The organism is Paenibacillus cisolokensis (genome assembly GCF_050481165.1).
Taxonomy (GTDB): Bacteria; Bacillota; Bacilli; order Paenibacillales; family Paenibacillaceae; genus Paenibacillus_AH; species Paenibacillus_AH cisolokensis.
In genome coordinates this window covers 1-22,534 of the sequence record NZ_JBCNFP010000120.1, presented here as the reverse complement: position 1 = coordinate 22,534, position 22,534 = coordinate 1, and the positions used below count along the sequence as shown (strand labels likewise).

Here is a 22,534-nt window from a genome sequence, read left to right as displayed (position 1 = left end):
ATTTTAACTGAGTGATCGCGCCCCCTTGTCAAGAAAAAGCCGCTTTGGTATAGTTATAAGGTATGCGAGTTAGACGCCTCGCTCCTTGCTCCTTCGAACCAGGAGGGGCCGTTAAGTCCAAAAGGAGGTGAAATACGATGCGCAAATATGAAGTGATGTACATTGTTCGTCCCGACGTCGAGCAGGAAGTGCTGCAAAGTGTCGTCGACAAATTCCATGGCATCATCTCCAACGGCGGTGAAGTCACGAAGCAAGAAGTGATGGGCAAGCGCCGTCTTGCGTATGAGATCAATAAGCATCGTGACGGTTACTATGTTCTGGTGCAATTCAACGCTCCGACCGACGTTGTTGCCGAACTGGACCGCGTGATGAAGATTACGGACGAAGTCATCCGTTATCTGATCGTTAAGGATGTTGCTTAAACGCAAGAAATGCGACGGTTGGGAGGTTGTTTGCGATGTTGAACCGCGTCATTCTCATCGGCAGATTAACGAGAGACCCTGAACTTCGATATACGCCGTCCGGCGTAGCGGTTACCCAGTTTACGCTGGCTGTGGACAGACCGTTCACCAGCAGTCAGGGCGAGCGCGAAGCCGACTTTATTCCGGTCGTCACATGGCGCCAGCTTGCCGAGACGTGCGCCAACTATTTGCGCAAAGGCCGTTTGACAGCCGTCGAGGGCCGCATGCAAGTGCGGAACTACGAGAACAACGAGGGGAAGCGCGTTTATGTGACGGAGGTCGTGGCCGATAATGTCCGGTTCCTCGAATCGCCGAACCGCGATGGCGGGGGCGCGCGCGAGGAAGGATACGGCGGCGGCTACGGAAGCACTGGAGGAAGCGCTGGCGGCTTCGGGGGAAGCGGCGGTTACGGCGGGAATTACTCCGGCAACCGTTCCGGCGGCGGTTCTTCGCGGAACGACGACCCGTTCTCGGATGACGGACGACCGATCGACATTTCGGAAGATGATTTGCCATTTTAAAGGAAAGGACGGATATGCATGGCTTTCAAGCAAAGAGAAGGCGGCGAAGAGCGCCCGGAGCGCAAGTTCCGCAAAGGCCGCAACAAGCGCCGCAAAGTGTGCTATTTCACGGTCAACAAAATTACGCACATTGACTATAAAGATACCGAGCTGCTCAAGAAGTTCATCAGCGAGCGCGGCAAAATTTTGCCTCGCCGCGTAACGGGCACAAGCGCGAAGTATCAGCGTCTCTTGACGATCGCAATCAAGCGTTCCCGTCAAGTTGCGCTTCTGCCTTACACGACCGAATAAAACAGCAGAACGGATAAAGACGGCAACCGATTCCATGCGGTTGCCGTTTTGTTTTGCGGCCATGCGAACGCCGCCGCCGCTTAATAGTGAGAAGCCATCTGCTCGGCGATATCCCCGAGGACCGGCACTTTATACCGCCGTCCTTGCAGCGTCAGCAGCATAAGCGCGATCCACAGCACGAAAGCGGCCGGAACGATAACGAGACCGATCAGCCAGCCGATGACGGGGACCGCTCCGAGCACCAGCTGGATCACGATAAAAGTGGAAGAGACGACGATGGACTGCATCGCATGAAACTTGACGAATCGGCTGTTCTTCTCCAAAATAAGGAACAGAATGCCGGTTACGAATATGCCGAAATAACAAAGCAGACCGGCCAGCTTCGGATCGAGCCCGGTGGAAGACCGGTCCGGAACAGGAAGAGAGGGCATGACAGCTCATCCTTTCGCGGGGCTAACGTTGTCCTTTATATGGGATGTCTATTCCCGGCCAGGAGCGAATAGACCTGATAATAGAATGATTCGCTGCCATTCATTGGGGGCGGGACCTATTTTTTTCGTAAAATTATTGTAACTAAACGCGGGATTATGTCGTTTAAAATAGAGGAGAGTCGTTGAATACCAATTGGGGATAGGAGAATAACCGTGAAAAAACGAATAAGCCGCAAATGGAAGTGGGTGTCGGGCCTGACGGCCTTTATCGTACTGCTTGGCGCTGTCGGGTACTTCAATCGCGGCGCTCTCGCCATGTTGGGCTTTGACTTGTTCTTATCGAAAAAGGTAGAGAAAAAGCTCGAACAATCATACAAGCCGCTAGAAGGCCGACAAACGGCGCCGGTTGCTTATACCGATACGAAGCCGATCTCGTTTCTGCTGCTCGGCGTAGACCAGCGGGAGGGAGAATCGAGCGGCCGCTCCGATACGATCATCTATACGGTCGTACGGCCGAAGGACGGGGCCATCTTGATGGTATCCGTTCCGCGCGACACGTTGACGGAAATCGCCGGGCGGGAGGAGAAGGATAAAATCAATCATGCCTATGCGTTCGGCGGCGCCAAGATGGCGGTCGAGACGGTGGAACAACTTTTCGACGCGCCGGTAAATTATTACGCTTCGATCAATTTCAAGGGGTTCAAGGATGCGATCGACGCCATGGGCGGCATCGCGCTGCCGATCGAGGAAGATATTGTGAACAAGGGTCGCGATCACGAGAAGTTTGTCATTAAAGGCGGCCAGGACTTGTACAACGGAACCGACGCTTTGAATTACGTGCGCTATCGCGAAGATGCGGGCGGCGATATGAGCCGAACGGGGCGCCATCAAATCTTTATCAACGCCATGCTGGACAAGGCGTCAGGCGTGGATCAGTGGACGAAAATTCCCGAACTTATCGATATTATGGGTGAGAATTTCAGCACGGACATGTCCCCGGACCAAATCATATCGCTCGCCAAAACGCTGCTTCAGGCCGATTCGCGCACGATTTACAGCCATACCTTGAAAGGGGAAGGCGGACGCGGGAAGTCGAATCTCTGGTATTTCTATGCCGACGACGAGGATCTGGAGCAGGTGAAGGCGATAATTGACGGCTGGATGGATGAGAAGACGACGAAAGCGCAGCTGCCGCTGCCCGAGAAGTACCGGCCGAAGAACGATAACGGTTCGCGGACGCTGTCGGCCCCGGAAACGGCGGCACCTTGAAATAAAGCGTTGGCTCCTCCATAACCCAAGATGGAACGGAGTGCTGCAATTTGACGAAAAATATAGCGTTTTTCTTATTGCCGAAGCAGGAAGTCGTATATGTCACCGAGGACGCAACGCTGCGCCAGACGCTGGAACGGATGGAATATCACCGGTATTCCTCGGTTCCGATTTTGGATGAGGACGGCTTGTATGTCGGGACGGTGACCGAAGGCGATTTGTTGTGGTTTCTGAAAAGCCGCGCCGATCTGTCGTTCGAACGGACGAATCGGGTCAAGCTTTCCGAAGTGCCGCGCCGGGCGACGAATCGGCCGGTGCGAATCGATGCCAATATGGAAGATTTGATATCGCTCGCCAAAGTGCAAAACTTCGTGCCGGTTGTCGATGACATGAACCGGTTTATCGGCATCGTGCGAAGAAGCGATATTATCGATTATTGTGAGCGTCTTATTCTGTCGGGCGAAGCTGCGAACGGCGTCCCCGACCGCACCGGCATTGCGGCGCGGAGCGAAGAATAAACGAAATCGCTGCCCTAATCGAACAGAGGCGGTCCCCGCGTACGCAGGGTCCGCCTTTGCCGTCTTGCCCGCTTCTTTAATCGCGCCTTATGGCGCGATAGCTATTTGTGCTATAATGAACGGTATAGCCTTTGGAACAACCTGACCTTAAGAGGTGAACGGTTTGAAGTTCGGTTTGAAATCCCTGTTTTGGAGCGCGGGATCTTTGCTGCTGTTGCTGTCCGTGCTGCTGCTGCCTGCGCTGAACGTATTGACGGTTACCTTGATGATGGTGCCGTATGTTATCCTGTATACGATGCTTCCGACGAAATCGTTCGCTATACAGGCAGCGGTCGTCCTGGCCATCGCCTTTCTGATCGCCGGGCCGGTTGCGCCGGTGGTCGGGCTGTTCTTTCTTGTTCCGGCAGTGATCATGGGCCATCTCTACCGCAAAAAAACCGCTGCCCGGGTTGTATTGACGGCGGCTATTTTGACCATACTTGGAGAACTAATGCTCGAATTGGTGCTGTTCGAGGTCATTCTCGACCTGTCGCTAATTCAGGAAATGAGCAATCTGGTGCGGAGTATGACAGACGATCTACTGGCGCAAGGGATGATGCCTCCGCAGTGGAACGAAGAGATGACCGAAGCGATGATCCGCGTGATGATTCATTCGCTTCCGCTCGTTTTTATTTCCATCGCTTTTTTCTACTCCGTCCTGACGCATTTTATCGCTCGCCGCATATTGCGGGCCTACGGCATCGACGTGCCGGGCATGCCGCCGGCCCATGAATGGATGGTGCCGCGGTCGCTCGTATTTTACTATTTGGTCGCGATTGTGCTGGAAATGTTCATATCGCCGCAGGACACTTCGTTCATCAGCGTCGCGCTGCTGAACCTGGTGCCCTTGCTCCGTTTTGTGTTTGCGATTCAGACGATCGGATTTTTCTTCTTTATAGCCCATCAGCGGAGGTGGAGCCGGGCGGTGCCGCTGCTTATGTCCATACCGGTTCTGTTATTTCCCCCGCTTAGTTTGATCGGCGTGCTGGATGTTGCGTTTCCGATACGGAAATCGTTCACGAAATCTTGACAGGGGCGAAAGGAAATGCCAAAGTTTCTTGTCAAACGCTGGCATGGCATGCATCAGGTTTTGTCATTCGTGCTGATGATGGCCATGACGGTGGGACTGGCCTCGTTTTATTGGCCGCTCGGCATCGTTGCGCTGCTGCTGACGGTAGCGCTCGCGGTATTCACGTTTTTCGCCGAGAGGTCGTTTCGCCGGGATTTGAAGACCTACCTGGGCAAATTGTCGTATCGGGTAAAAAAGGCAGGCAATCAGATCATAAACGATCTGCCGTTCGGTATTATTTTGTATGACGACGATTACGTTGTCGAATGGCACAATGCTTATGTGGAGCGGGTGCTCGATCGGGATTCCGTTATCGGCGTGCCGGTTGCCGAGCTCTTTCCCTCGCTTCAGCAAATCAAGGAGAAAGAAGAAACCGTTCAGACGGAAATCGGTTCATCCGTATACGAGCTGTACGTGAAGCCGAATGACCGGCTGATCTATGTCTCCGATATTACCGACAAGTGGCAGTTGGAAAAACGGTATGAAGATGAAAAAATTGCGCTCGGCATCGTGGTCATGGACAATCTTGAGGAAGTGACCCAGGGGATGGACGATCAGCAGCGCAGCCTGCTGCTTTCGAAAGTGACCGCCGAAATTACGGAATGGTCGAACCGCTATGAGATTTATTTGAAACGGCTGGCGTCGGACCGGTTCCTGCTCATCACCGATCAGAAAACGCTCAGGGAGCTGGAGCAGTCGCGCTTCGTCCTGCTGGACGAAGTGCGGGAAATGACGGCCGAGCAGAAAATTCCGATGACGCTCAGCATCGGATTCGCCTCCGGCGCCGATTCGATATGCGCGCTCGGCCAATGGGCGCAGACCAGTCTGGATATCGCGCTTGGCCGCGGCGGCGATCAGGCGGCGGTGAAAGTCGGCCCCCGGCAGTCGTTCTACGGCGGCAAGTCGAACGCCGTGGAGAAGCGGACGCGCGTGCGGGCGCGTGTCGTCGCGCATGCCCTTCGGGATTTGATCAAGGAGAGCGAGAACGTTGTCATTATGGGCCACAAAATGCCCGACATGGATGCGGTCGGCGCGGCGATCGGGGTGCTGAAGGCTGCAAGACTGCTCGGCCGCGAAGCTCATATCGTGCTCGAAGGGATCAATCCGGCCATTCAGAAAATGATGGAGATGCTGCGGGAGGACGACCGGCTCGCCAAGCGGTTCGTGACGCCGGAGCAGGCGCTCGGAATGGTAAGCGGCCGAACGCTCGTCGTCGTGGTCGATACCCATAAAGCTTCGATGGTGAAAGAGCCGAAGCTGCTCGCCCAGACCGAGCGGATCGTCGTGGTGGACCATCATCGCCGGAGCGAGGAGTTTATCCAAAATGCGGTGCTGGTCTATATGGAGCCTTACGCGTCATCGACGTGCGAACTGGTGACCGAACTGCTCCAATATATTCACGATCGGGTCGTGCTGGAGGTGCGGGAGGCGACGGCGCTGCTTGCGGGCATTACGGTCGACACGAAGAGCTTCTCGCTCCGTACCGGAGCGCGCACGTTCGAAGCGGCGTCGTTTCTGAGACGCAACGGCGCCGATACGATGATGATCCAGCGCATGCTGAAGGAAGATCTGGAGGAATATGTCAAGAAGGCGGAGATTATCAAGCATGCCGAAATCTGCTATGGCCATATCGCCATAGCGGCGATCGATTCGGGCCGCCAATACTCGCAGCTCCTGATCGCGCAAGCGGCCGATACGCTGCTGAATATGACCGGCATTCTCGCTTCGTTCGTGATCGGACAGCGGACCGACGGGAAGATCGGGATCAGCGCCCGGTCGCTCGGCGATATGAATGTGCAGGTCGTGATGGAGCGTATGGGCGGCGGCGGGCATCTGACCAACGCTGCGGCTCAGCTCGACGGCACGGTCGCCGAGGCGGCGGCCAAGCTGCGACAAGTGCTTGACGAAATCGACAGGGAAGAGGGGTTGTTCGAATGAAAGTGATTTTTCTGCAGGACGTGAAAGGTCAGGGGAAAAAAGGCGAAGTCAAAGATTTGTCGGAAGGATACGTACGCAATTTCTTGCTCCCTAAAAAATTGGTGAAGATCGCATCGGACGGCAACCTGAAGACGCTTGAAGTGCAGCAGAAGTCCGAAGAGAAGCGCAAGGAGCGGGAGCGGGAAGAGGCGAAGGCGCTCGCCGGCAGGCTGGAGCAGCTGACGGTCGTCATCAAGGCGAAAGCCGGGGAAGGGGGACGGCTGTTCGGGGCCATTACGAGCAAGCAGATTGCAGAAGCGCTGGCGGCGATGGGGATCAAGGTCGACAAGCGGAAGATCGAGCTGGACGAGCCGATCCGCGCGCTCGGCGTGACGCAGGTGCCGGTGAAGCTCCATCCGGAAGTGAAAGCGACTCTTAAAGTTCAGGCGACGGAAGAATGAAAGGCAGGGGAACCGGACGATGAGCCAGGAAGCATGGTTCGACCGCGTTCCGCCGCAAAACATGGAAGCCGAGCAGGCGGTGCTCGGCGCCGTTCTGCTGCAGTCGGATGCGCTCATTACCGCGATGGAACGAATCAGCAGCGAAGACTTCTACAGCGTCCCGCATCAGCAAATATTCGAAGCGATGATCGAGCTCGCGGAAGATAACCAGCCGATCGATCTCGTGACGCTGACGGCGCATCTGCAGAACCGGCAGCTGCTTGAAGAGGTCGGCGGCGTCAGCTATTTGGCGCGGCTCGTCAGCAGCGTGCCGACCGCTGCGAACGTCGATTACTACGCGCAGATCGTCGAAGAGAAGTCGATGCTGCGGCGGTTGATCCGGACGGCTACGCAAATCGTCTCGAACGGCTACAGCGCCGCCGAAGACGTCGGCGCGCTGCTGAACGAGGCGGAGCAGCGCATTCTCGAAATATCGAACCGCCGTTCCAGCTCCGGCTTCGTCTCGATCCGCGACGTGCTGATGGAAGTATTCGAGCGGGTGGAGTTTCTCTATTCGCACAAAGGCGGCACGACGGGCATTCCGTCGGGATTTCCCGATCTGGACAAGATGACGTCGGGCTTCCAGCGCAGCGACCTGATCATTGTGGCGGCGCGCCCCTCGGTCGGCAAGACCGCATTCGCGCTCAATATCGCCCAGAATGTCGGCGTGCGCGCCGGAGAGACGGTCGCGATCTTCAGCCTGGAGATGTCCGCGGCGCAGCTCGTGCAGCGGATGATCTGCGCCGAAGCGAACGTCGATGCGGGCCGGATGCGGACGGGATTTCTCGAAGGAGACGATTGGGAGAAGCTGACGATGGCCATCGGCTCGCTGTCGGAGGCACAAATTTTCATTGACGACACGCCCGGCATTACCGTGGCCGATATTCGCGCGAAGTGCCGGCGGCTGAAGAAAGAACGCGGACTCGGCATGATTGTGATCGATTATTTGCAGCTGATCCAGGGCCGGGGCAAGCCGGGGGAAAACCGGCAGCAGGAAGTGTCGGAAATTTCGCGGACGCTCAAGCAGATCGCGCGGGAGCTGGAAGTGCCCGTCATCGCGCTGTCCCAGCTCAGCCGCGGCGTCGAGCAGCGGCAGGACAAACGGCCGATGATGTCGGATCTCCGGGAGTCCGGCTCGATCGAGCAGGACGCGGACATCGTGGCCTTCCTGTATCGGGACGATTACTACGACAAAGAGACCGAAAAGAAGAACATCATCGAGATCATTATCGCCAAGCAGCGGAACGGTCCGGTCGGAACGGTCGAGCTCGTATTTCTTAAAAATTTCAATAAATTTGTCAGCCTCGATCGGGTTCATCACGGAGAGGCTTCGTGACAGATGTCTATATTCCCGAACAATTGCATGGGTTATATTGCAATTGTTCGCTTTTTTGTTGACTTCCGGAAATGTGGCTGGTACACTATTAATGCTGCCTTAGCAGGATGGCTGGCCGAGGCGGCCCATTTTTGCGCGCTCGTACAGGCCGAAACGGTTTCAGACCGTTTGGCATGGGCGCCAACATGACTCGGGGGTATGATCATGTCTACGGTTGTTGTAGTCGGAACGCAATGGGGAGACGAAGGGAAAGGCAAAATTACCGACTATCTCGCGGAAGGCGCCGACGTCGTCGCCCGTTACCAGGGAGGGAACAACGCCGGGCACACGATTCTGATCGGGGACAAGAAGTATAAGCTGACCATGATCCCGTCCGGAATTTTCAATCATGACAAAATTTGCGTAATCGGCAATGGAATGGTCATTAACCCGGCAGCCTTGATTGAAGAAATCCAATACATTCAAGATAACGGTTTTTCTACTGATAATTTAAAAATCAGCGACCGCGCGCATGTGATCATGCCGTACCATCTCGTACTGGACGGCCTGGAGGAGGAGCGCAAGGGAGACAACAAGATCGGCACAACGCGCAAAGGGATCGGTCCGTGCTACATGGACAAAGCTGCGCGCAACGGCATCCGCATCGCCGACTTGATGGACGCCAAGGAGTTCGAAGAGAAAGCTCGCCGGCTGATCGCGGAAAAGAACCAGGTCATCGATCAGGTTTACGGCGGCGGACCGCTCGACGCGGATGAGATCATCGAGCAATATTTGGGCTATGCGGAGAAACTGCGCAGCTACGTAACCGATACGTCGGTCGTGTTGAACGATGCCATCGACGCCGGCAAAAACGTGCTGTTCGAGGGCGCGCAAGGCGTCATGCTCGATATCGACCAAGGGACGTATCCGTTCGTCACCTCGTCCAACCCGACGGCTGGCGGGGTGTGCATCGGTTCGGGCGTTGGTCCGTCCAAAATCCAGCAGGTCATCGGTGTTGCCAAGTCCTACACGACACGCGTCGGGGACGGCCCGTTCCCGACCGAGCAGATGAATGAGACGGGCGACTGGATTCGCGAGCGCGGCAACGAATACGGCACCGTCACCGGCCGTCCGCGACGCGTCGGCTGGTTCGACAGCGTCGTCGTCCGCCATGCCCGCCGCGTCAGCGGCATTACCGGCCTGTCGCTCAATTCGCTGGATGTGCTGTCCGGCCTGGAAACGGTGAAGATCTGCACCGCCTACAAGTATCGCGGACAGCTGATCGAGCATTACCCGGCAAGCCTAAGTATGCTTGCGGAATGCGAAGCCGTATACGAGGAGCTGCCGGGCTGGAGCGAAGATATTTCGAATGCGAAGACGCTGGAAGATTTGCCGGCCAACACGCGCCGTTTTCTGGAGCGCATCGAGGAGCTGACCGGTATTCCGATCGCGATCTTCTCGGTCGGCCGCAATCGCGAACAGACGAATCAGATCCGTCCGATTTATTGATTTTTCATAAACGCCGGTACGAAACCGCTCGGAGACGAGGCTAACGACATGCCTTGTCCCGAGCGGTTTTTTGCTTGGGAAGGAATCCGAGCATTTTGGCACATTTTTCAAATAAAAAGAATGCCTCCTCGAACGCTTGACCATAATGAAAAATATGGGAAAGTTATGGAAGTGTGCGCGCCAGCGCAGATCGGAGGTTATGCGAACAATGTGGAAATGGGCAGAATGGCTGGCCAAGACGGTGGCGGCGGGGCTGATCATCAGCTTTTTATCGATATGGACGACCGGTTATATTGTAAACAGCTATGTGGAGACGCTGCTCAAGCAGTACAACGTCCCGCTCGAAGTAACGCCTTTCGCGCTGTCGGGCGTATGGGGCAAACTATGGGGAGCGGACGGAGAGATTGCAGCGGACAGCGGCGGCAAGTCCGGCGCTGCGGAGACGAAAGGCGATAGCGGGACGGGCGCGAACGGTGCGGAAGCTGGCGGACAGGAAGGAGCCGGAGGCGGCGAAACGCCGAACCGTACCGCAGAAGGCGCGCTTGAGGAATCGCAGGAAGATGCGGCGGAAGGCAAGACGGAAGGCGAGACCGGCGAGGCGGTCGAAGGCGCGCACGAAGGTACGGCCGAGGATGCGGAAGGCGGCGATCCGGTTGCGACAGACGATGCGTTCGGCCGGCTGGATGAGGCCGACGGCGACTTGGAGGCGTCCTTGCCGGATGAAGATGCGCCGCTGACGGGAATCGGCAGCGGGTCGGGGCCGAAGGCAAACAGCGGCACATCCGGAGGCGAGACGGCGTTGACGCCGGAAGAGCTGAATGCGGCGAAGGACCGGATCAGCGCGGACGACAAGGCGAAAATTTTCGTCATGCTGACGGACAAGCTGCCCGAAGAAGCGTGGCAGACGCTGTCGGGCTATGTGGAGGACGGGCTGACGGAACAGGAAATGCTCGACATTCAGCAAATCGTTGCGCAGCATCTCGACAAATCGGAATATGAAGAGTTGATGAATATTCTGAAAAAATATTAATGCCCCTCAAATACTAGCCTATGGTAAAGTAAAAAGCGTAGTTCCCGGAGGTAGTCCGTAGGAACCACGCTTTTTTTATATGCTTGAAGAATAGAACATCAACGGGTTAGAGTTGACTAAAGGAGAATAACATGACGGCAAGGAAGGACGATAACCGCCAGCGAAGCGTATGGAGCCGAATTGCGAGTACGCTCGGGCTTGCTCCGCGACAGGACGGAACCGCGACGACCGCTCGGTCGTCCGCACCGCAGTCGTCAGGCACACCGTCCCGCAAACGCAAGGCGGCGATTGCCGTATCCATCGCGCTCGGCCTGACGGCAGCCGCGGGATTCGGCGGAACCTATTATGTGAAAGCCAATACGGTATCATACTATCATCTTTATAAAGATGGGACCGAGCTCGGAACCGTCGACTCGCCGGAAGCGGTCGAGGAGCTGCTCGCTCTCAAGAAGGAAGAAGCGGCCCGGGAGAATCCGGGAGTGGACATGGAGCTGGAAACCGGCAGCCTGACGTACGAGCCGGCCAGCGGATTTAAAGCGGTGCCCGACACCGAGGCGACGCTCGACAAGCTGGAAAAGCAGATTGCATTCTATGCGGTCGGCGTGGAGATCAAGGTGGAAGGCGAAGTGATCGGCGTCGTCAAGGACAAGGCGACCGCGGAGCGCGTGTTGCAGCGGGTGCAAGGGGAATATGCGCCGGAACTGGTCATGCCCGAAGTGATGAACGTCAGGCCGATGTCGTATAACGCGAACGGCAAGGCCGAAGATTCTTCTCCGGAGTCCGCTTCACAGAAGTCGGTTTCGCCGAAGTCGAACCGCGAGGTGAAGCAGGTCAAGTTTGTCGAGGATGTCGACACGCAATCCGCCAAAGTGCAGCCCACGGAAATTGTCGACGAAGAAACGATGTACAAGACGATCGTAAGCGGAACCGAAGCCGAAACGACCTATACGGTGCAGCCCGGCGATTGTGTTGGATGCATCGCGGAAAAGTTCGACATCGACAAGCAGGTCATTTATGATAACAACCCCTGGATCAAGAACGACATGATCAAGGTCGGCGATGTGCTCGACTTGACCGTCCGCGAGCCGAAAATTAACGTGGAGACGGTGGAACGGCTCACGAAGACAGTCGAGACGAAACCGGACTATGTCGTTCGCGAGAACGACGAAATGCGCGTCGGCGAGTCGAAAGTGATATCCGAAGGAATCAAGGGGATCAGCGAGCTGACATACAAGCAAGTGAAGCGCAACGGCGTTCTGGTGAGCAGTGAGCTGGTCAGTACCGTCGTCATCAAGCCGTCCTCTCCGAAAATCGTCATGAAAGGGACCAAGGTCGTCAGAGGGGAAGGCACCGGTGATTTCGAATATCCGGTATCCGGCGCGACGCTGACGAGCAAATTCGGCAAGCGGTGGGGCCGGCTGCATAAAGGGATCGACCTGGTCGGCGATTCGACGATCAAGGCGGCCGACGAAGGCGTCGTGGAATTTGCCGGCGTGAAGAGCGGTTACGGCAATGTGGTCATTATTAATCACCGCAACGGCTACAAGACGCTGTACGCCCATTTGAGCTCGTATTCGGTCGCAGAAGGCGAGATCGTGGAGAAAGGCGATCCGATCGGGATTATGGGCAATACGGGCCGATCGTTCGGCACGCATCTGCATTTCGAAATCCATAAGAACGGCGCGGTGCAAAATCCGCTGGATTATTTGTAACCGCCAGGCGAAACGCCCGAGTGAAAGGAGAGCGCCGGTCGCGGCATTGGAAAGCCGCGCGGCGCTCTTTCCTATTTCATGCTATACTTGGATTATCTTTACACGAAGCGCCGTTATTTTGCCGTTTTCCGCTCGCCCGGGACGGCAAAGCCGCGAAGGCCGATGCCCGGTCATCTTGGGCGTAGGCGCCGCGGTGTGGTAGAATGAAACTAGTTATAAGACGGGCAGGTGATTTCGGTGCAGGGAAAAATTTTGGTTGTGGACGATGAACAGCCGATTGCGGATATATTGAAGTTCAACCTGGAGAAGGAAGGCTATCAGGTGATTTGCGCGTTTGACGGCGGCGAGGCGGTCAGACTGGCGTTCGAGGAGTCGCCCGATCTGATTCTGCTCGATCTGATGCTGCCGGTGAAGGACGGCATGGATGTATGCCGCGAAGTCAGAACCCGGCTGCAGGTCCCGATTATTATGCTGACGGCGAAGGATACGGAAATCGACAAGGTGCTCGGCCTGGAGCTCGGGGCCGACGACTATGTGACGAAGCCGTTCGGCACGCGCGAGCTGCTGGCGCGGATCAAGGCGCATCTGAGGCGCCAGCAGAAGCTGACGGGGGCCGTCGGCACGAACGAAGCGCCGCACGGAGACGCCGGGCAGGAGAAGCAGGGGCTGGCCATTTTCAACCTGTTCATCGATACCGATATGTACGTCGTCTACAAGAATGGAGAGCCGCTTGACCTTACGCATCGCGAGTATGAGCTGGTGTACTATTTGGCGCGCAACAGCGGCAAGGTGATGACGCGCGAGCATCTGCTGCAAGCCGTGTGGGGGTTCGAATATTTCGGCGACGTTCGTACGGTGGATGTGACGATCCGCCGGCTGCGCGAGAAGATCGAGGATGATCCGAGCCGTCCGGAATATATTTTGACCCGGCGCGGTCTCGGCTACATGATGCGGAACCCGAAATCGGGAGGCTACGGATTCGGATGATCGGCCGCCGCTTCTTCCGCACGGTTCAATTCAAGCTGATCGTAATCTATGTGCTGCTTATTCTGATTGCGATGCAGCTGATCGGGGTCTACTTCGTCAGTACGGTCAAGCATTCGCTGAAGGACAACTTCACCGCGAATTTGAACGACCAGGCGAATCTGCTGTCGAATATGGTGGCGCAAAGCCTGGCGGGATTGAGCGAGCCGGACGGGAGAACGGACGAGTCGCCGGCGGACAGCCTGAATTTCTTCGTGCACAATTTGTTCGGCGTCAGCGAGGCGGAAATTCAGGTGCTCGATGCGAACGGCAAAGTGCTGGCGACATCGCAGCAGGACCAACAAGCCTATGTCGGGCAGAAAAACACTTCGCTTGCGGTCAGCCGCGCGCTGCAGAGCATTCGCGACAATGAAGAGGAAGTGGTCGACGAGGACGGCGTCCGCAAGAAGATGATCGCCCAGCCGGTCATGAACGAGGGCAAAGTCGTCGGCGCGGTCTATATCGTCGCCTCGATGAACGAGCTGTACGATACGGTGGAGCGGGTCAACCGCATTTTCGTATCGGGGATGCTGCTTGCGCTCGGGCTGACCGGTGTGCTCGGCGTGCTGCTTGCGCATACGATTACGAGCCCGATCAAGGCGCTGACGAAGCACGCGGCGGCGGTTGCGGAAGGGCGGTTCGACCAGCAGGTGCCGGTTCTCGGCGACGATGAAATCGGCCGGCTGAGCGCGGCCTTCAACGATATGACGAAGCGGCTGCGGGAGGCTCTGTCGGTCAACGAGGAAGAGAAGGAGAAGCTGGCCTCGATTTTGTCGAATATGAGCGACGGCGTCGTCGCCGCCGATGAGCGGGGCATTGTCATGGTGTGGAACTGGCGCGCGCTCGACCTGCTCGGCGTGTCGTCCTGCGAAGGCTGCGGGCTGGCGGAGCTGCTTGGCGTTTCGAAGGAGAAGCTCGCGGACTGGATGGGGACGGCGACGCGCTCGGCGATCATACGGCGGGAGCCGGCGGAAGGCGGCGAAGAAGGCGTGCTGCGCGTCACGTTCTCGCCGATCCACCGGCGCGACGAGGGAATCGCCGGAACGATCGCGGTGCTGCAGGATGTGACGGAGCAGGAGAAGCTGGAGCAGTCGCGGCGGGAGTTCGTCGCCAACGTGTCGCATGAGCTGCGCACGCCGCTGACGACGATCCGCAGCTATGCCGAAGCGCTCGAGGACGGAGCGCTCGAGGAGCGGCAGCTGGCCGCACGGTTCATCGGCGTCATCCGCAACGAGACCGAGCGAATGATCCGGCTTGTGACCGACCTGCTGCACCTGTCGCGGCTCGACTCGCAGCAGGCGCAGCTGCGCAGGCAGAAGATGAATATATCGGATATGCTGGACGAGGTGGCGGACCGCTTCTCGTTCCAGCTGCGGCAGAAGGCGATCCGGGTGTCGGTTCGTGTCGAGGAAGGCGTGCCGGACGTCTGGCTGGACCGGGACCAGATCGATCAGGTGCTCGACAATCTCATGTCGAACGCGATCAAATATACGTTGGACGGCGGACGGATCGAGCTGTCGGCTTACCGGCGGGACGCTTCGACGATTGCGATTTCCGTGCGGGATACCGGCATCGGCATACCGAAGAAGGATTTGAACCATATTTTCGACCGGTTCTATCGCGTCGACAAAGCGCGTTCCCGCAATATGGGCGGTACCGGCCTCGGGCTGTCGATTGCCCGGGAAATAGTCAAAGCCCATGGCGGCACCATCACGTTGGAATCGGAGTTGAACGTCGGCACGACGGTGACGTTTACGCTGCCCGTTCCGCACGAAGGGAGTGAGCCGGCATGATGGAGAAACTGAAGTCCGCCATACTTGCCGTGCTCGTGGCGCTCAGTCTGGTGCAAAGCTATTTTCTGACGTATCAGGTGCCGGGTCTCGGCGCGACGGTGAGGACGGAGCAGGACTATGTCAATGCCGAGCCGATGGGGCGGGAAGAGCAGCTGGAACATTTGGTGTTTCCGGAGCAGATGGTGCTGCATTTCGGCCGGAGCCGGCATACGGTGCTGCATCCGGACGACACGTTCTATAACTTGATCTACGGCGCGCTGCAAAGCCGGGAATTTGGCGGATTTCGGCGCGAAACGGTATATTCGGTCGACTGGGACGTCATCCGCGATCGCGATACGGGCGTGGAGCTGCGGTTCGGCACCGGCATACCGGTCGAATTGCTGCGCAAATCGCTCAAGCTCGACGATGAGCCGGGGATGGCGGACGAGCTGATCAACCGGATATGGATTTACAAGAAGCACGATTCCGATGAAGTGATGACCTACTTTTTCAGCGCCGACGGACGGACGGTGTTCGAAGCGGTGAAAGCCGATCTGACGGTAAGCGATGTCGACGATTATGTCGGATTCGGCGAATATTGGACGCTGTACGAGCCGACGCCGGACGGGCTGTATATTCCGACAAGGCCGGTCAAATCGGTCGAAGCGGTCATCGGCTACGAGACGTACTCGCCGGAGCTGATGCGGCGCAATCTGTTCTTCGACCCGGCCGTCACGCGTGCGCTGGAGAAGCGCGGCGACTCGCAGATTTATACGGACGGCAAGCGCGGTCTGCGCGTGGAGCAGGACGGCAAATGGCTGGAATATACCGATCCCGCCGCCCCGCAGGAAGGGCGGGTGAGCCAAAGTGAGCATGTGTACGCATCGGTTCAGTTCGTCAACGAGCACGGCGGCTGGGACGGCCGTCATCGGCTGGCTTCGGCCGAGGTCGACGGGGAGCGCGGTTACGTGGAGTTCCAGCAGTATTACGGGACATACCCGATTGTTACCGTCGCTCCGTTCCGCTTCGGCTATATGAGCCTTACGCTGCAGCAGGGCGTCGTTGTCGAATATGAACGATCGCTGATTACGCTGCGGGAGAGGCCGGAGAGCAAGCAAGTCCGCTGGCTGCCCGGCGGCGAGGCGCTGGAGCGGGCGCTGCAGGGGTATGACCGGCGTTCGGAGGTCAAGGCGCTGTACCCGGCGCTGCAGGCTTTGCCGGTCGAAGAGGGGCTGATCCGCTTCGAGCCGGTATGGGCGGTCCGTCTGACCGACGGCACGCAGCATATTCTGCTCGGCGGAATGCCGCCTTCGTTCGACGGCTCGGCGCTGGGGACGGAAGTCCTTGTTCAGCCGGATGAGGAGGCAGGCGCCGGGGAGGACGGCCGCGATGCAGAGGGTGCGCAGGACGAAACCGGATCAAGCGGCCGTTCGGCGGGCGGGAGCACCGCAGAGCGGAACGGAGATTCGGGAGATGCGAATAGTGCGGAGCAGAGCAGCGATCCGGGAACGGAGCCGGATGAAGCGCAGGAAGGGGCCGTCCGGGAGCGCGAAGCCGGAGGCGGACCGGATGGCGGACCGGATGGCGGAGAAGCGGAAGCCGCCTTCCTGCATCCGGAAGCCGGGGCGGCTGTCCCGCTGCGGGGAGCTGGCGCATCCCGTTCCGGCGGCGCAGGGCATGGCTTGCTACAGCCAAGCAACCCGGCGGGAATGAAGGCCGTCTTCGAGCAGGCGGGGGGTGACGGCTAATGGACTGGGGACGTGCGAAAAGCGTGCTCATACTCGCCTTTCTGCTCCTGAATATTGTGCTGGCTTACCAGCTGTGGACGGATATTCGGGAGCAGCTGAACGCGAACGTCAATCTTAAAGATTTGCAGCCCGAGACGCTAAGCGTCATGCAGCAGAAGAACATCCAGCTCGGGGCCACGGCAAGCATTCCGGACGAAACGCCGAAGCTGAAGGATTTGACCTACCGCATTACGGCGCTGCCGGAAGATGACGAGCGGGAGGAGCTGCCGGAGCCGGTCGACAGCAAAATTATTTTTTCCGAGAAAGAACTGTTGAAGCAACTCGGCGGCATCATACCGGATCTGGAGCTGTACGCTTTCGATCCCGCGGCGAGCGAAGACGGGGTGTTCGTCCTGTATCGGATGGTTGACGGGAGGCCGATGTACGATGTCGAGCTGAAGCTGTATTACCGCAACCAGAAGATCGAGGCGTACAGCCAGAAGCGGGTGGAGCTCAGCCAGACCGACGAAGCGAAGGAGCAGACGGTGTTGCCGGCCTCAAGAGCGATCGGGCCGCTCATTACGAATTATTTGCCGAACGGGACGACGATCAAGGAAATTCGCCTCGGCTATCACGGACAAATTTTCGATTCCGAAACGCAGGTGGCGGCGCCGGCCTGGCGGGTGTTGCCGGAAGAAGGAAAGCCGTATTTCGTTCATGCGATCAGCGGCGAAGTATTCAGCGAGAAGGATCACGCGCAAACAGGGGAAGACGACCGGGAAGAGGGAGAAAGGACAGGACAGGAATAATATGGGACTGCGGTTTACGGTACTGGCGAGCGGCTCTACCGGTAATGCGACGATCGTTCAGGGGAACGGAGCGACCGTCATGGTAGATGCCGGCCTCAGCGCCAAAAAGCTGGAAGCGTTAATGGCGGAGCGCGGCGTGGCGGGGCATCATCTCGATGCCCTGCTCGTCACGCATGAGCATTCGGATCATATTAAAGGACTCGGCGCGATCGCGCGCAAGTACGGGCTTCGGGTATTCGCCAATGAGGCGACCTGGAACGCGATGGAGCGGCAGGTCGGCCAGATCGAGCCGGAGAAACGGGTCGTCATCGAAACGGGCGAGACGATCGATTTTGGCGGCATGAAGGTGCAATCCTACCCGATCTCGCACGATGCGGCGGAGCCGGTAGGCTTCTGCTTCTATGAGGATGGCGAGAAGCTCAGCCTCGCTACCGATCTCGGTTATGTAAGCGACAAAGTAAAGCATCAGATCGAAGATTCGGATGTGCTCGTGCTGGAAGCGAACCACGATACCGAGATGCTCCGGATGGGGCGGTATCCGTGGAATATCAAGCGGCGCATTCTCGGCGACACCGGGCATTTGTCCAACGTGGCGGCGGGAGAGGCATTATGCGAGCTGCTGACTGATCGGACGAAGCGGGTCTATCTGGCGCATCTGAGTCTCGATCACAATTTGCACGATTTGGCGCGGTTGACGGTTATTCAGCAGCTCGAAGACCGCGGCATCTTTTTCAAGAAAGACGAAATCCCGCTGAGAGACACCTATCATGACCGGCCTACCCCATGGGACGAAGTTCGCCGCCGATAAGGTTGTCCATTTCGGCCTCCATCAAGGCCGATTTGCGTTCGATTTCCTCGCGGGTAAGCAGCCCTTTGTCGATAAGGAGCTCGAGGGTGGCGCTCAGGGCTAGCAGCGTGCGGTAATGATCGTTTTTCAAATCGGCGATAGCGGCGCCCAGCTGGACATGCTCCCAGGCGGAATTTTTATTTTTCATCGGAACGTCTCCTTTGTTTTCTATGATCTATATACTATTGTAGACGGATGAATCCAAAACATTCCTGGCGTTTCCGATTCTGAAGCATGAACGTCATAATCCTTAATTTTAAACGTATAATCCCTGCAAATTTTGCGCAACTTCCCGCAGCTCTGTTTCGTTATACATAGCAGAGGATTTTTGCGCCCATTCGGTTTGGTTTGAAAATAGATGGGGATTCTATTTCCGCCGCGCAACGGCGTTTCTCCGTTTAAGCCGGCGAAACCGTTTATGTTCGTATGTGCTTGTTGCCTGGCATCGAGGGGAGTGAGAGATGATGGGCCTTTTTGATGACAATTTTTACTCGACGAAAGTGACGCGGCGCGCCCGAAAGGAAAAGATGAGGGAGATGCCCTTCCGATTCGGCCGAACGGGCAATTGGTCCAGCCTGCGAATTGCGGCGGTGTCGTCGCTGGCCAGCGCGATTGTCGCGGTGCTGCTGTTTACGCTGGTGACAGGCGCCGGTTTCGGTTCTAACCGGTCGAATGGCAATCACGCCATGCCGGTGGCCGCTACGTCCGGTCTGTCGAACGATCCGCTGGAGCGGACGATTCAGGCGTCCGCCAAAGTGCGGCCTGCCGTAGTCAGCATTATTAATGAACAATCCGTATCGGGACAGCTCGGGCTGGACGAAGAGACGGACAATCCGGACGACAACCCGCTCGAAGAAGCGGGCGTCGGCTCCGGCGTCATCTATGCGAAAGCGAAAGGGAAGGCGCTCGTCATCACGAACTATCATGTCGTCGCCAATGCGGATAAGGTGAAGGCGGTGCTGCTGTCCGGCGAAACCCGGGAGGCCAAGGTGGTCGGCAAGGATCAGATCTCCGATCTGGCGGTATTGGAAATTGACGGCAAAGGAATCGACACGGTTGCGGAGATCGGCGATTCTTCCAAGCTGCGGCAGGCGGAATGGGTGATCGCGATCGGCAATCCGCTCGGACTCGGCGACTCGATCTCGATGGGCATCGTAAGCAAGACGCGGCGCACGATTCCGGTATCGCTCAATCAGGACGGAGTATACGACTGGGAGATGGAAGTGATCCAGATCGACGCGTCGATCAACCAGGGAAACAGCGGAGGGCCGCTGATCGACCTGAACGGGCGCGTCGTCGGCATCAACAGTATGAAAATTGCCGATTTCGGCGTGGAGGGCGTCGGCTTTGCCATTCCGATCAACGACGTCATGCCGATCGTCGAGAAGCTGCGCGAGCAGGGCAAGATCGCACGGCCGTATCTCGGCATCTACTCGATCGATCTGGAGCAGCATCGCAAGCAGCAAAAATGGCTGATCGAAGGGGAAGAGGAGACGGACGAAGAAGCCGAAGTCGAGGGATCGGACGATTTGGACGAAGAGACGATTCGGGTGCCGGATGACGTGTCGGAAGGCATTATCGTCCTCGAAGCGGTCGGGCCGGCGAAGAAGGCGGGGCTGAAGTTCAGCGATCTGATCGTGAAGCTTGACAAGCAGGATGTCGGCAGCACGCTGGAGCTGCGCAAATATTTATATAGCGAGAAGAAGATCGGGGATTCAGTGGAAGTGACGTTTTACCGGAACGGGGAGAAGATGACGACCAAGCTCAAGCTGGAAGAGCGAACCGACGAGGAAGAGTAGCGGAACCTTGGAAGGCATGGAGGCGGCTGAGCCGGTTGCCCTTCCGGCCGAGATGCCGCCCGGTCATTCGGGAAGAGCAAGCGTCGGTCGGCCGGGCCGAACCGGGATTAAACCGCTTGCCGAAGGACAGACTGGATGGTAGGATAGAACTTGCGCGGATTTAAGGACGGCCTCTGCCATTCGTCTGGCGTGGGGGCGTGTGCAGCCGCGTGAAATGTCAACGAAAGAACGAGGGACATCGGCCAAGCATGTATTGTGTATGCAAAGAGCATGTAGAACTGGCGATCGACAAATTCGTGGACGAGTACGAGGATGCGCCGGATATCGTGGACTTGAAGGAAACGAAATTCGCGGATTGGGAGCCTCCCGTACAATGCGAACTGTGCGATAAGCCGGCGACGTTTCTGGTAGTTTAGCATGTGGTGAGGAGTTAAGCCGAATATTGGTGATCGGCAGCGGCCCGCTTTGAATCCTGTAAAGGAGGATGAGCGGGTTTTTGCATTGTTCGAGGCTTGTGGTACGATGTAGAGGGTCCGGATGGTCCGTTTGGAAATGGTTCGGATGGATATGGGATAAGACAGGGATTAAGGACAGAGATAGAGTTAAAGTTATTTAGAATAGAGTCAAATCTGGGTCTGGGTCAGGGTTAGGGCTAGGATTAGGAGTAGGGTTTGGAACGTCTGGCCGGACCTGGCGTGATCGAAATTGATCGAAACTTTGCTAAGGAGTTGCCCGATTGATGCAGATACAGGTTATTGCGGTAGGGAAACTGAAGGAGAAGTATTGGAACGAAGGAGTGGCGGAATACCGGAAGCGGCTTGGACCGTATGCCAAACTGGACTTGCGCGAGGTGCCGGACGAAAAGGCGCCCGATTCCTTGAGCGAAGCGGAGGCGGAACAGGTGAAAGCGCGCGAGGGCGAGCGCATTCTCGCTGCGCTGAAGCCGGACGCACATGTGATCGCGCTGGCCATTGACGGCGAGGCGTGGACGAGCGAGCAGCTCGCCGCGCATCTGGCCAAGCAAGCCGTATACGGCGGCGGCTCCGTCGCCTTCGTCATCGGCGGCTCGCTCGGCCTGTCGCCGGCGGTACTGGCCCGGGCGGACAAGCGGCTCTCCTTCGGCCGCATGACGTATCCGCACCAGCTGATGCGCGTGCTGCTGCTGGAGCAGGTGTACCGGGCGTTCAAGATCAACCGGGGGGAACCGTATCATAAGTAACGGCGAATATTGGTGCTATGGAATATCGAGCAACAAATTCTGAATCTTATATAATGTGACAGACAGATATCCTTATGTGTTGAGAAAGTCCAACATCTTTTGATTGATGTAATCCGGCTTCTCTAGGTTCAGCGCATGCCCGGCACCCGGAACAGAGAGGATTCGGATATGCGGAATAAATTGCTTCGCCTTGGCAAAAACGCGATTTGGTTTATAGATAACCTCGTTATTTCCGATCGATAGTAACGCGGGTACTTTGATTCGTTGTAAATCTTCATCAGGAAAGACGGATGGAATCAAGATTTTGTGCTTCCAACTAAAGCCCATGATCCCGTGATAAAATTGCTCGAGAAGACTTTCGCTTACTTTAGCATGATTCGCTTTGGCAATGAACCATTTAGCGCAGAAATTGATAATTATCGCTCGAGTTCGAATGATATTTGCTGCTAGAAGACGTATACCGAATTGTTTCCTAAAGGGGGCGAATGACGCGGCAGGAGCAAGTAGGATGATCTTCTTGACCCGGTGCTGCTCGTGCATCGTGAAGTTCAGCACATGCCATCCCCCGTTTGAATGTCCAATGAAGCTTGCTTGATCGATGCTCAACTGATCTAATAACGCAGCGAGCCAATCAGCGTAAGTTTTCTTCTCTCGAAAATGGATTTTCGTAACGCTTCGGTTGAATTCCCCTATGACGTCTACTGCATATACGCGATATCTCGAGGATAATGACTCAACCTGAATTTCGAAAGTGCG

The 22,534-nt window shown here is 57.0% G+C and carries 23 protein-coding genes; 20 read left to right on the top strand and 3 right to left on the bottom strand.

The genetic code is table 11. From position 1 onward, the window contains the following. Window positions 1–137 precede the first annotated feature (137 nt). Genes rpsF through rpsR form a run of 3 tightly spaced genes read left to right on the top strand, consistent with a single transcriptional unit; the run spans window position 138 to window position 1,273 of the window. On the top strand, window positions 138–422 hold the full coding sequence (gene rpsF / locus ABEV74_RS19070) for a 30S ribosomal protein S6 (protein ID WP_062489789.1): 285 nt from the start codon (window positions 138–140) through the stop codon (window positions 420–422). A 35-nt stretch (window positions 423–457) separates the two neighbouring features. Then, on the top strand, window positions 458–982 hold the full coding sequence (gene ssb, locus ABEV74_RS19065) for a single-stranded DNA-binding protein (RefSeq protein WP_062489791.1): 525 nt from the start codon (window positions 458–460) through the stop codon (window positions 980–982). Window positions 983–1,000: 18 nt separating this feature from the next. Further along, complete coding sequence (gene rpsR, locus ABEV74_RS19060; RefSeq protein WP_062489793.1) at window positions 1,001–1,273, top strand: 30S ribosomal protein S18; 273 nt, start codon at window positions 1,001–1,003, stop codon at window positions 1,271–1,273. Window positions 1,274–1,353: 80 nt separating this feature from the next. Here the strand turns inward: rpsR and ABEV74_RS19055 are convergent, their stop codons facing one another. After that, on the bottom strand, window positions 1,354–1,704 hold the full coding sequence (locus ABEV74_RS19055) for a DUF4870 domain-containing protein (RefSeq protein ID WP_062489795.1): 351 nt from the start codon (window positions 1,702–1,704) through the stop codon (window positions 1,354–1,356). 213 nt (window positions 1,705–1,917) lie between these two features. Here ABEV74_RS19055 and ABEV74_RS19050 point away from each other — a divergent pair, with 213 nt between their 5' ends. The 14 genes from ABEV74_RS19050 (at window position 1,918) to ABEV74_RS18985 (ending at window position 18,721) form a co-directional block, all read left to right on the top strand. Beyond that, complete coding sequence (locus tag ABEV74_RS19050; protein WP_062489797.1) at window positions 1,918–2,973, top strand: LCP family protein; 1,056 nt, start codon at window positions 1,918–1,920, stop codon at window positions 2,971–2,973. Between the two features lie 50 nt (window positions 2,974–3,023). Continuing rightward, window positions 3,024–3,491 (top strand): CBS domain-containing protein, encoded by a 468-nt coding sequence (locus ABEV74_RS19045; RefSeq protein WP_062489799.1) that lies wholly within the window; start codon window positions 3,024–3,026, stop codon window positions 3,489–3,491. A 154-nt stretch (window positions 3,492–3,645) separates the two neighbouring features. Continuing rightward, window positions 3,646–4,560 carry a DUF2232 domain-containing protein gene (locus tag ABEV74_RS19040; protein WP_062489801.1) on the top strand — a complete coding sequence of 305 codons (915 nt, stop codon included), beginning with the start codon at window positions 3,646–3,648 and terminating at the stop codon, window positions 4,558–4,560. A 15-nt stretch (window positions 4,561–4,575) separates the two neighbouring features. Beyond that, complete coding sequence (locus ABEV74_RS19035; protein ID WP_062489803.1) at window positions 4,576–6,537, top strand: DHH family phosphoesterase; 1,962 nt, start codon at window positions 4,576–4,578, stop codon at window positions 6,535–6,537. Next, window positions 6,534–6,977, top strand: coding sequence for a 50S ribosomal protein L9 (gene rplI, locus ABEV74_RS19030; protein WP_062489805.1), 444 nt, complete (start codon window positions 6,534–6,536; stop codon window positions 6,975–6,977). Before ABEV74_RS19035 ends, rplI begins: the two co-directional genes overlap by 4 nt. A gap of 19 nt (window positions 6,978–6,996) precedes the next feature. Continuing rightward, a complete protein-coding gene (dnaB, locus tag ABEV74_RS19025) occupies window positions 6,997–8,352 on the top strand; it encodes a replicative DNA helicase (protein ID WP_062489807.1) in 1,356 nt (451 codons plus the stop codon). 204 nt (window positions 8,353–8,556) lie between these two features. Beyond that, the gene (locus ABEV74_RS19020; protein WP_062489812.1) at window positions 8,557–9,840 is read left to right on the top strand and encodes an adenylosuccinate synthase; all 1,284 of its coding nucleotides are present in this window, start codon (window positions 8,557–8,559) and stop codon (window positions 9,838–9,840) included. Between the two features lie 208 nt (window positions 9,841–10,048). Next, window positions 10,049–10,870, top strand: a complete 822-nt coding sequence (locus ABEV74_RS19015) for an ICP22 family protein (protein ID WP_430148497.1) — start codon at window positions 10,049–10,051, stop codon at window positions 10,868–10,870. A gap of 131 nt (window positions 10,871–11,001) precedes the next feature. Further along, window positions 11,002–12,582 (top strand): peptidoglycan DD-metalloendopeptidase family protein, encoded by a 1,581-nt coding sequence (locus ABEV74_RS19010; RefSeq protein WP_430148494.1) that lies wholly within the window; start codon window positions 11,002–11,004, stop codon window positions 12,580–12,582. Window positions 12,583–12,819: 237 nt separating this feature from the next. Next, complete coding sequence (yycF, locus tag ABEV74_RS19005; RefSeq protein ID WP_062496400.1) at window positions 12,820–13,569, top strand: response regulator YycF; 750 nt, start codon at window positions 12,820–12,822, stop codon at window positions 13,567–13,569. Then, the gene (gene walK, locus ABEV74_RS19000; protein WP_062489818.1) at window positions 13,566–15,398 is read left to right on the top strand and encodes a cell wall metabolism sensor histidine kinase WalK; all 1,833 of its coding nucleotides are present in this window, start codon (window positions 13,566–13,568) and stop codon (window positions 15,396–15,398) included. Before yycF ends, walK begins: the two co-directional genes overlap by 4 nt. Then, window positions 15,395–17,125 carry a YycH family regulatory protein gene (locus tag ABEV74_RS18995; protein ID WP_430148491.1) on the top strand — a complete coding sequence of 577 codons (1,731 nt, stop codon included), beginning with the start codon at window positions 15,395–15,397 and terminating at the stop codon, window positions 17,123–17,125. The genes walK and ABEV74_RS18995 overlap by 4 nt, the downstream gene beginning before the upstream one ends. Continuing rightward, window positions 17,125–17,913, top strand: coding sequence for a two-component system regulatory protein YycI (yycI, locus tag ABEV74_RS18990; protein WP_062489824.1), 789 nt, complete (start codon window positions 17,125–17,127; stop codon window positions 17,911–17,913). The genes ABEV74_RS18995 and yycI overlap by 1 nt, the downstream gene beginning before the upstream one ends. A 1-nt stretch (window position 17,914) precedes the next feature. Next, a complete protein-coding gene (locus ABEV74_RS18985; RefSeq protein WP_430148488.1) occupies window positions 17,915–18,721 on the top strand; it encodes an MBL fold metallo-hydrolase in 807 nt (268 codons plus the stop codon). On the opposite strand, the gene ABEV74_RS18980 is transcribed toward ABEV74_RS18985, so the two are convergent. Then, complete coding sequence (locus ABEV74_RS18980; protein ID WP_430148485.1) at window positions 18,690–18,908, bottom strand: hypothetical protein; 219 nt, start codon at window positions 18,906–18,908, stop codon at window positions 18,690–18,692. The genes ABEV74_RS18985 and ABEV74_RS18980 overlap by 32 nt on opposite strands. Window positions 18,909–19,224: 316 nt before the next feature. Between ABEV74_RS18980 and ABEV74_RS18975 the strand changes: the two genes are divergently transcribed. The 3 genes from ABEV74_RS18975 to rlmH all read left to right on the top strand — a co-directional run bounded on the left by ABEV74_RS18975 (window position 19,225) and on the right by rlmH (window position 21,778). Further along, a complete protein-coding gene (locus ABEV74_RS18975) occupies window positions 19,225–20,559 on the top strand; it encodes a S1C family serine protease (RefSeq protein ID WP_430148507.1) in 1,335 nt (444 codons plus the stop codon). 248 nt (window positions 20,560–20,807) lie between these two features. Continuing rightward, window positions 20,808–20,975: a CxxH/CxxC protein gene (locus tag ABEV74_RS18970; protein ID WP_082655003.1), complete on the top strand. Its 168-nt coding sequence runs from the start codon at window positions 20,808–20,810 to the stop codon at window positions 20,973–20,975. Window positions 20,976–21,298: 323 nt separating this feature from the next. Beyond that, a complete protein-coding gene (gene rlmH, locus ABEV74_RS18965; RefSeq protein ID WP_430148504.1) occupies window positions 21,299–21,778 on the top strand; it encodes a 23S rRNA (pseudouridine(1915)-N(3))-methyltransferase RlmH in 480 nt (159 codons plus the stop codon). A gap of 72 nt (window positions 21,779–21,850) precedes the next feature. On the opposite strand, the gene ABEV74_RS18960 is transcribed toward rlmH, so the two are convergent. Beyond that, the coding region (locus tag ABEV74_RS18960; protein ID WP_430148482.1) for an alpha/beta fold hydrolase at window positions 21,851–22,534 on the bottom strand (684 nt) is incomplete at its 5' end.

Coding starts and splice junctions, on each gene's coding strand:
- rpsF (WP_062489789.1), top strand. CDS start 138: ATGCGCAAATATGAAGTGATGTACATTGTTCGTCCCGACGTCGAGCAG.
- ssb (WP_062489791.1), top strand. CDS start 458: ATGTTGAACCGCGTCATTCTCATCGGCAGATTAACGAGAGACCCTGAA.
- rpsR (WP_062489793.1), top strand. CDS start 1,001: ATGGCTTTCAAGCAAAGAGAAGGCGGCGAAGAGCGCCCGGAGCGCAAG.
- ABEV74_RS19055 (WP_062489795.1), bottom strand. CDS start 1,704: ATGCCCTCTCTTCCTGTTCCGGACCGGTCTTCCACCGGGCTCGATCCG.
- ABEV74_RS19035 (WP_062489803.1), top strand. CDS start 4,576: ATGCCAAAGTTTCTTGTCAAACGCTGGCATGGCATGCATCAGGTTTTG.
- rplI (WP_062489805.1), top strand. CDS start 6,534: ATGAAAGTGATTTTTCTGCAGGACGTGAAAGGTCAGGGGAAAAAAGGC.
- dnaB (WP_062489807.1), top strand. CDS start 6,997: ATGAGCCAGGAAGCATGGTTCGACCGCGTTCCGCCGCAAAACATGGAA.
- ABEV74_RS19020 (WP_062489812.1), top strand. CDS start 8,557: ATGTCTACGGTTGTTGTAGTCGGAACGCAATGGGGAGACGAAGGGAAA.
- ABEV74_RS19015 (WP_430148497.1), top strand. CDS start 10,049: ATGTGGAAATGGGCAGAATGGCTGGCCAAGACGGTGGCGGCGGGGCTG.
- ABEV74_RS19010 (WP_430148494.1), top strand. CDS start 11,002: ATGACGGCAAGGAAGGACGATAACCGCCAGCGAAGCGTATGGAGCCGA.
- walK (WP_062489818.1), top strand. CDS start 13,566: ATGATCGGCCGCCGCTTCTTCCGCACGGTTCAATTCAAGCTGATCGTA.
- ABEV74_RS18995 (WP_430148491.1), top strand. CDS start 15,395: ATGATGGAGAAACTGAAGTCCGCCATACTTGCCGTGCTCGTGGCGCTC.
- yycI (WP_062489824.1), top strand. CDS start 17,125: ATGGACTGGGGACGTGCGAAAAGCGTGCTCATACTCGCCTTTCTGCTC.
- ABEV74_RS18985 (WP_430148488.1), top strand. CDS start 17,915: ATGGGACTGCGGTTTACGGTACTGGCGAGCGGCTCTACCGGTAATGCG.
- ABEV74_RS18980 (WP_430148485.1), bottom strand. CDS start 18,908: ATGAAAAATAAAAATTCCGCCTGGGAGCATGTCCAGCTGGGCGCCGCT.
- ABEV74_RS18975 (WP_430148507.1), top strand. CDS start 19,225: ATGGGCCTTTTTGATGACAATTTTTACTCGACGAAAGTGACGCGGCGC.
- ABEV74_RS18970 (WP_082655003.1), top strand. CDS start 20,808: ATGTATTGTGTATGCAAAGAGCATGTAGAACTGGCGATCGACAAATTC.
- rlmH (WP_430148504.1), top strand. CDS start 21,299: ATGCAGATACAGGTTATTGCGGTAGGGAAACTGAAGGAGAAGTATTGG.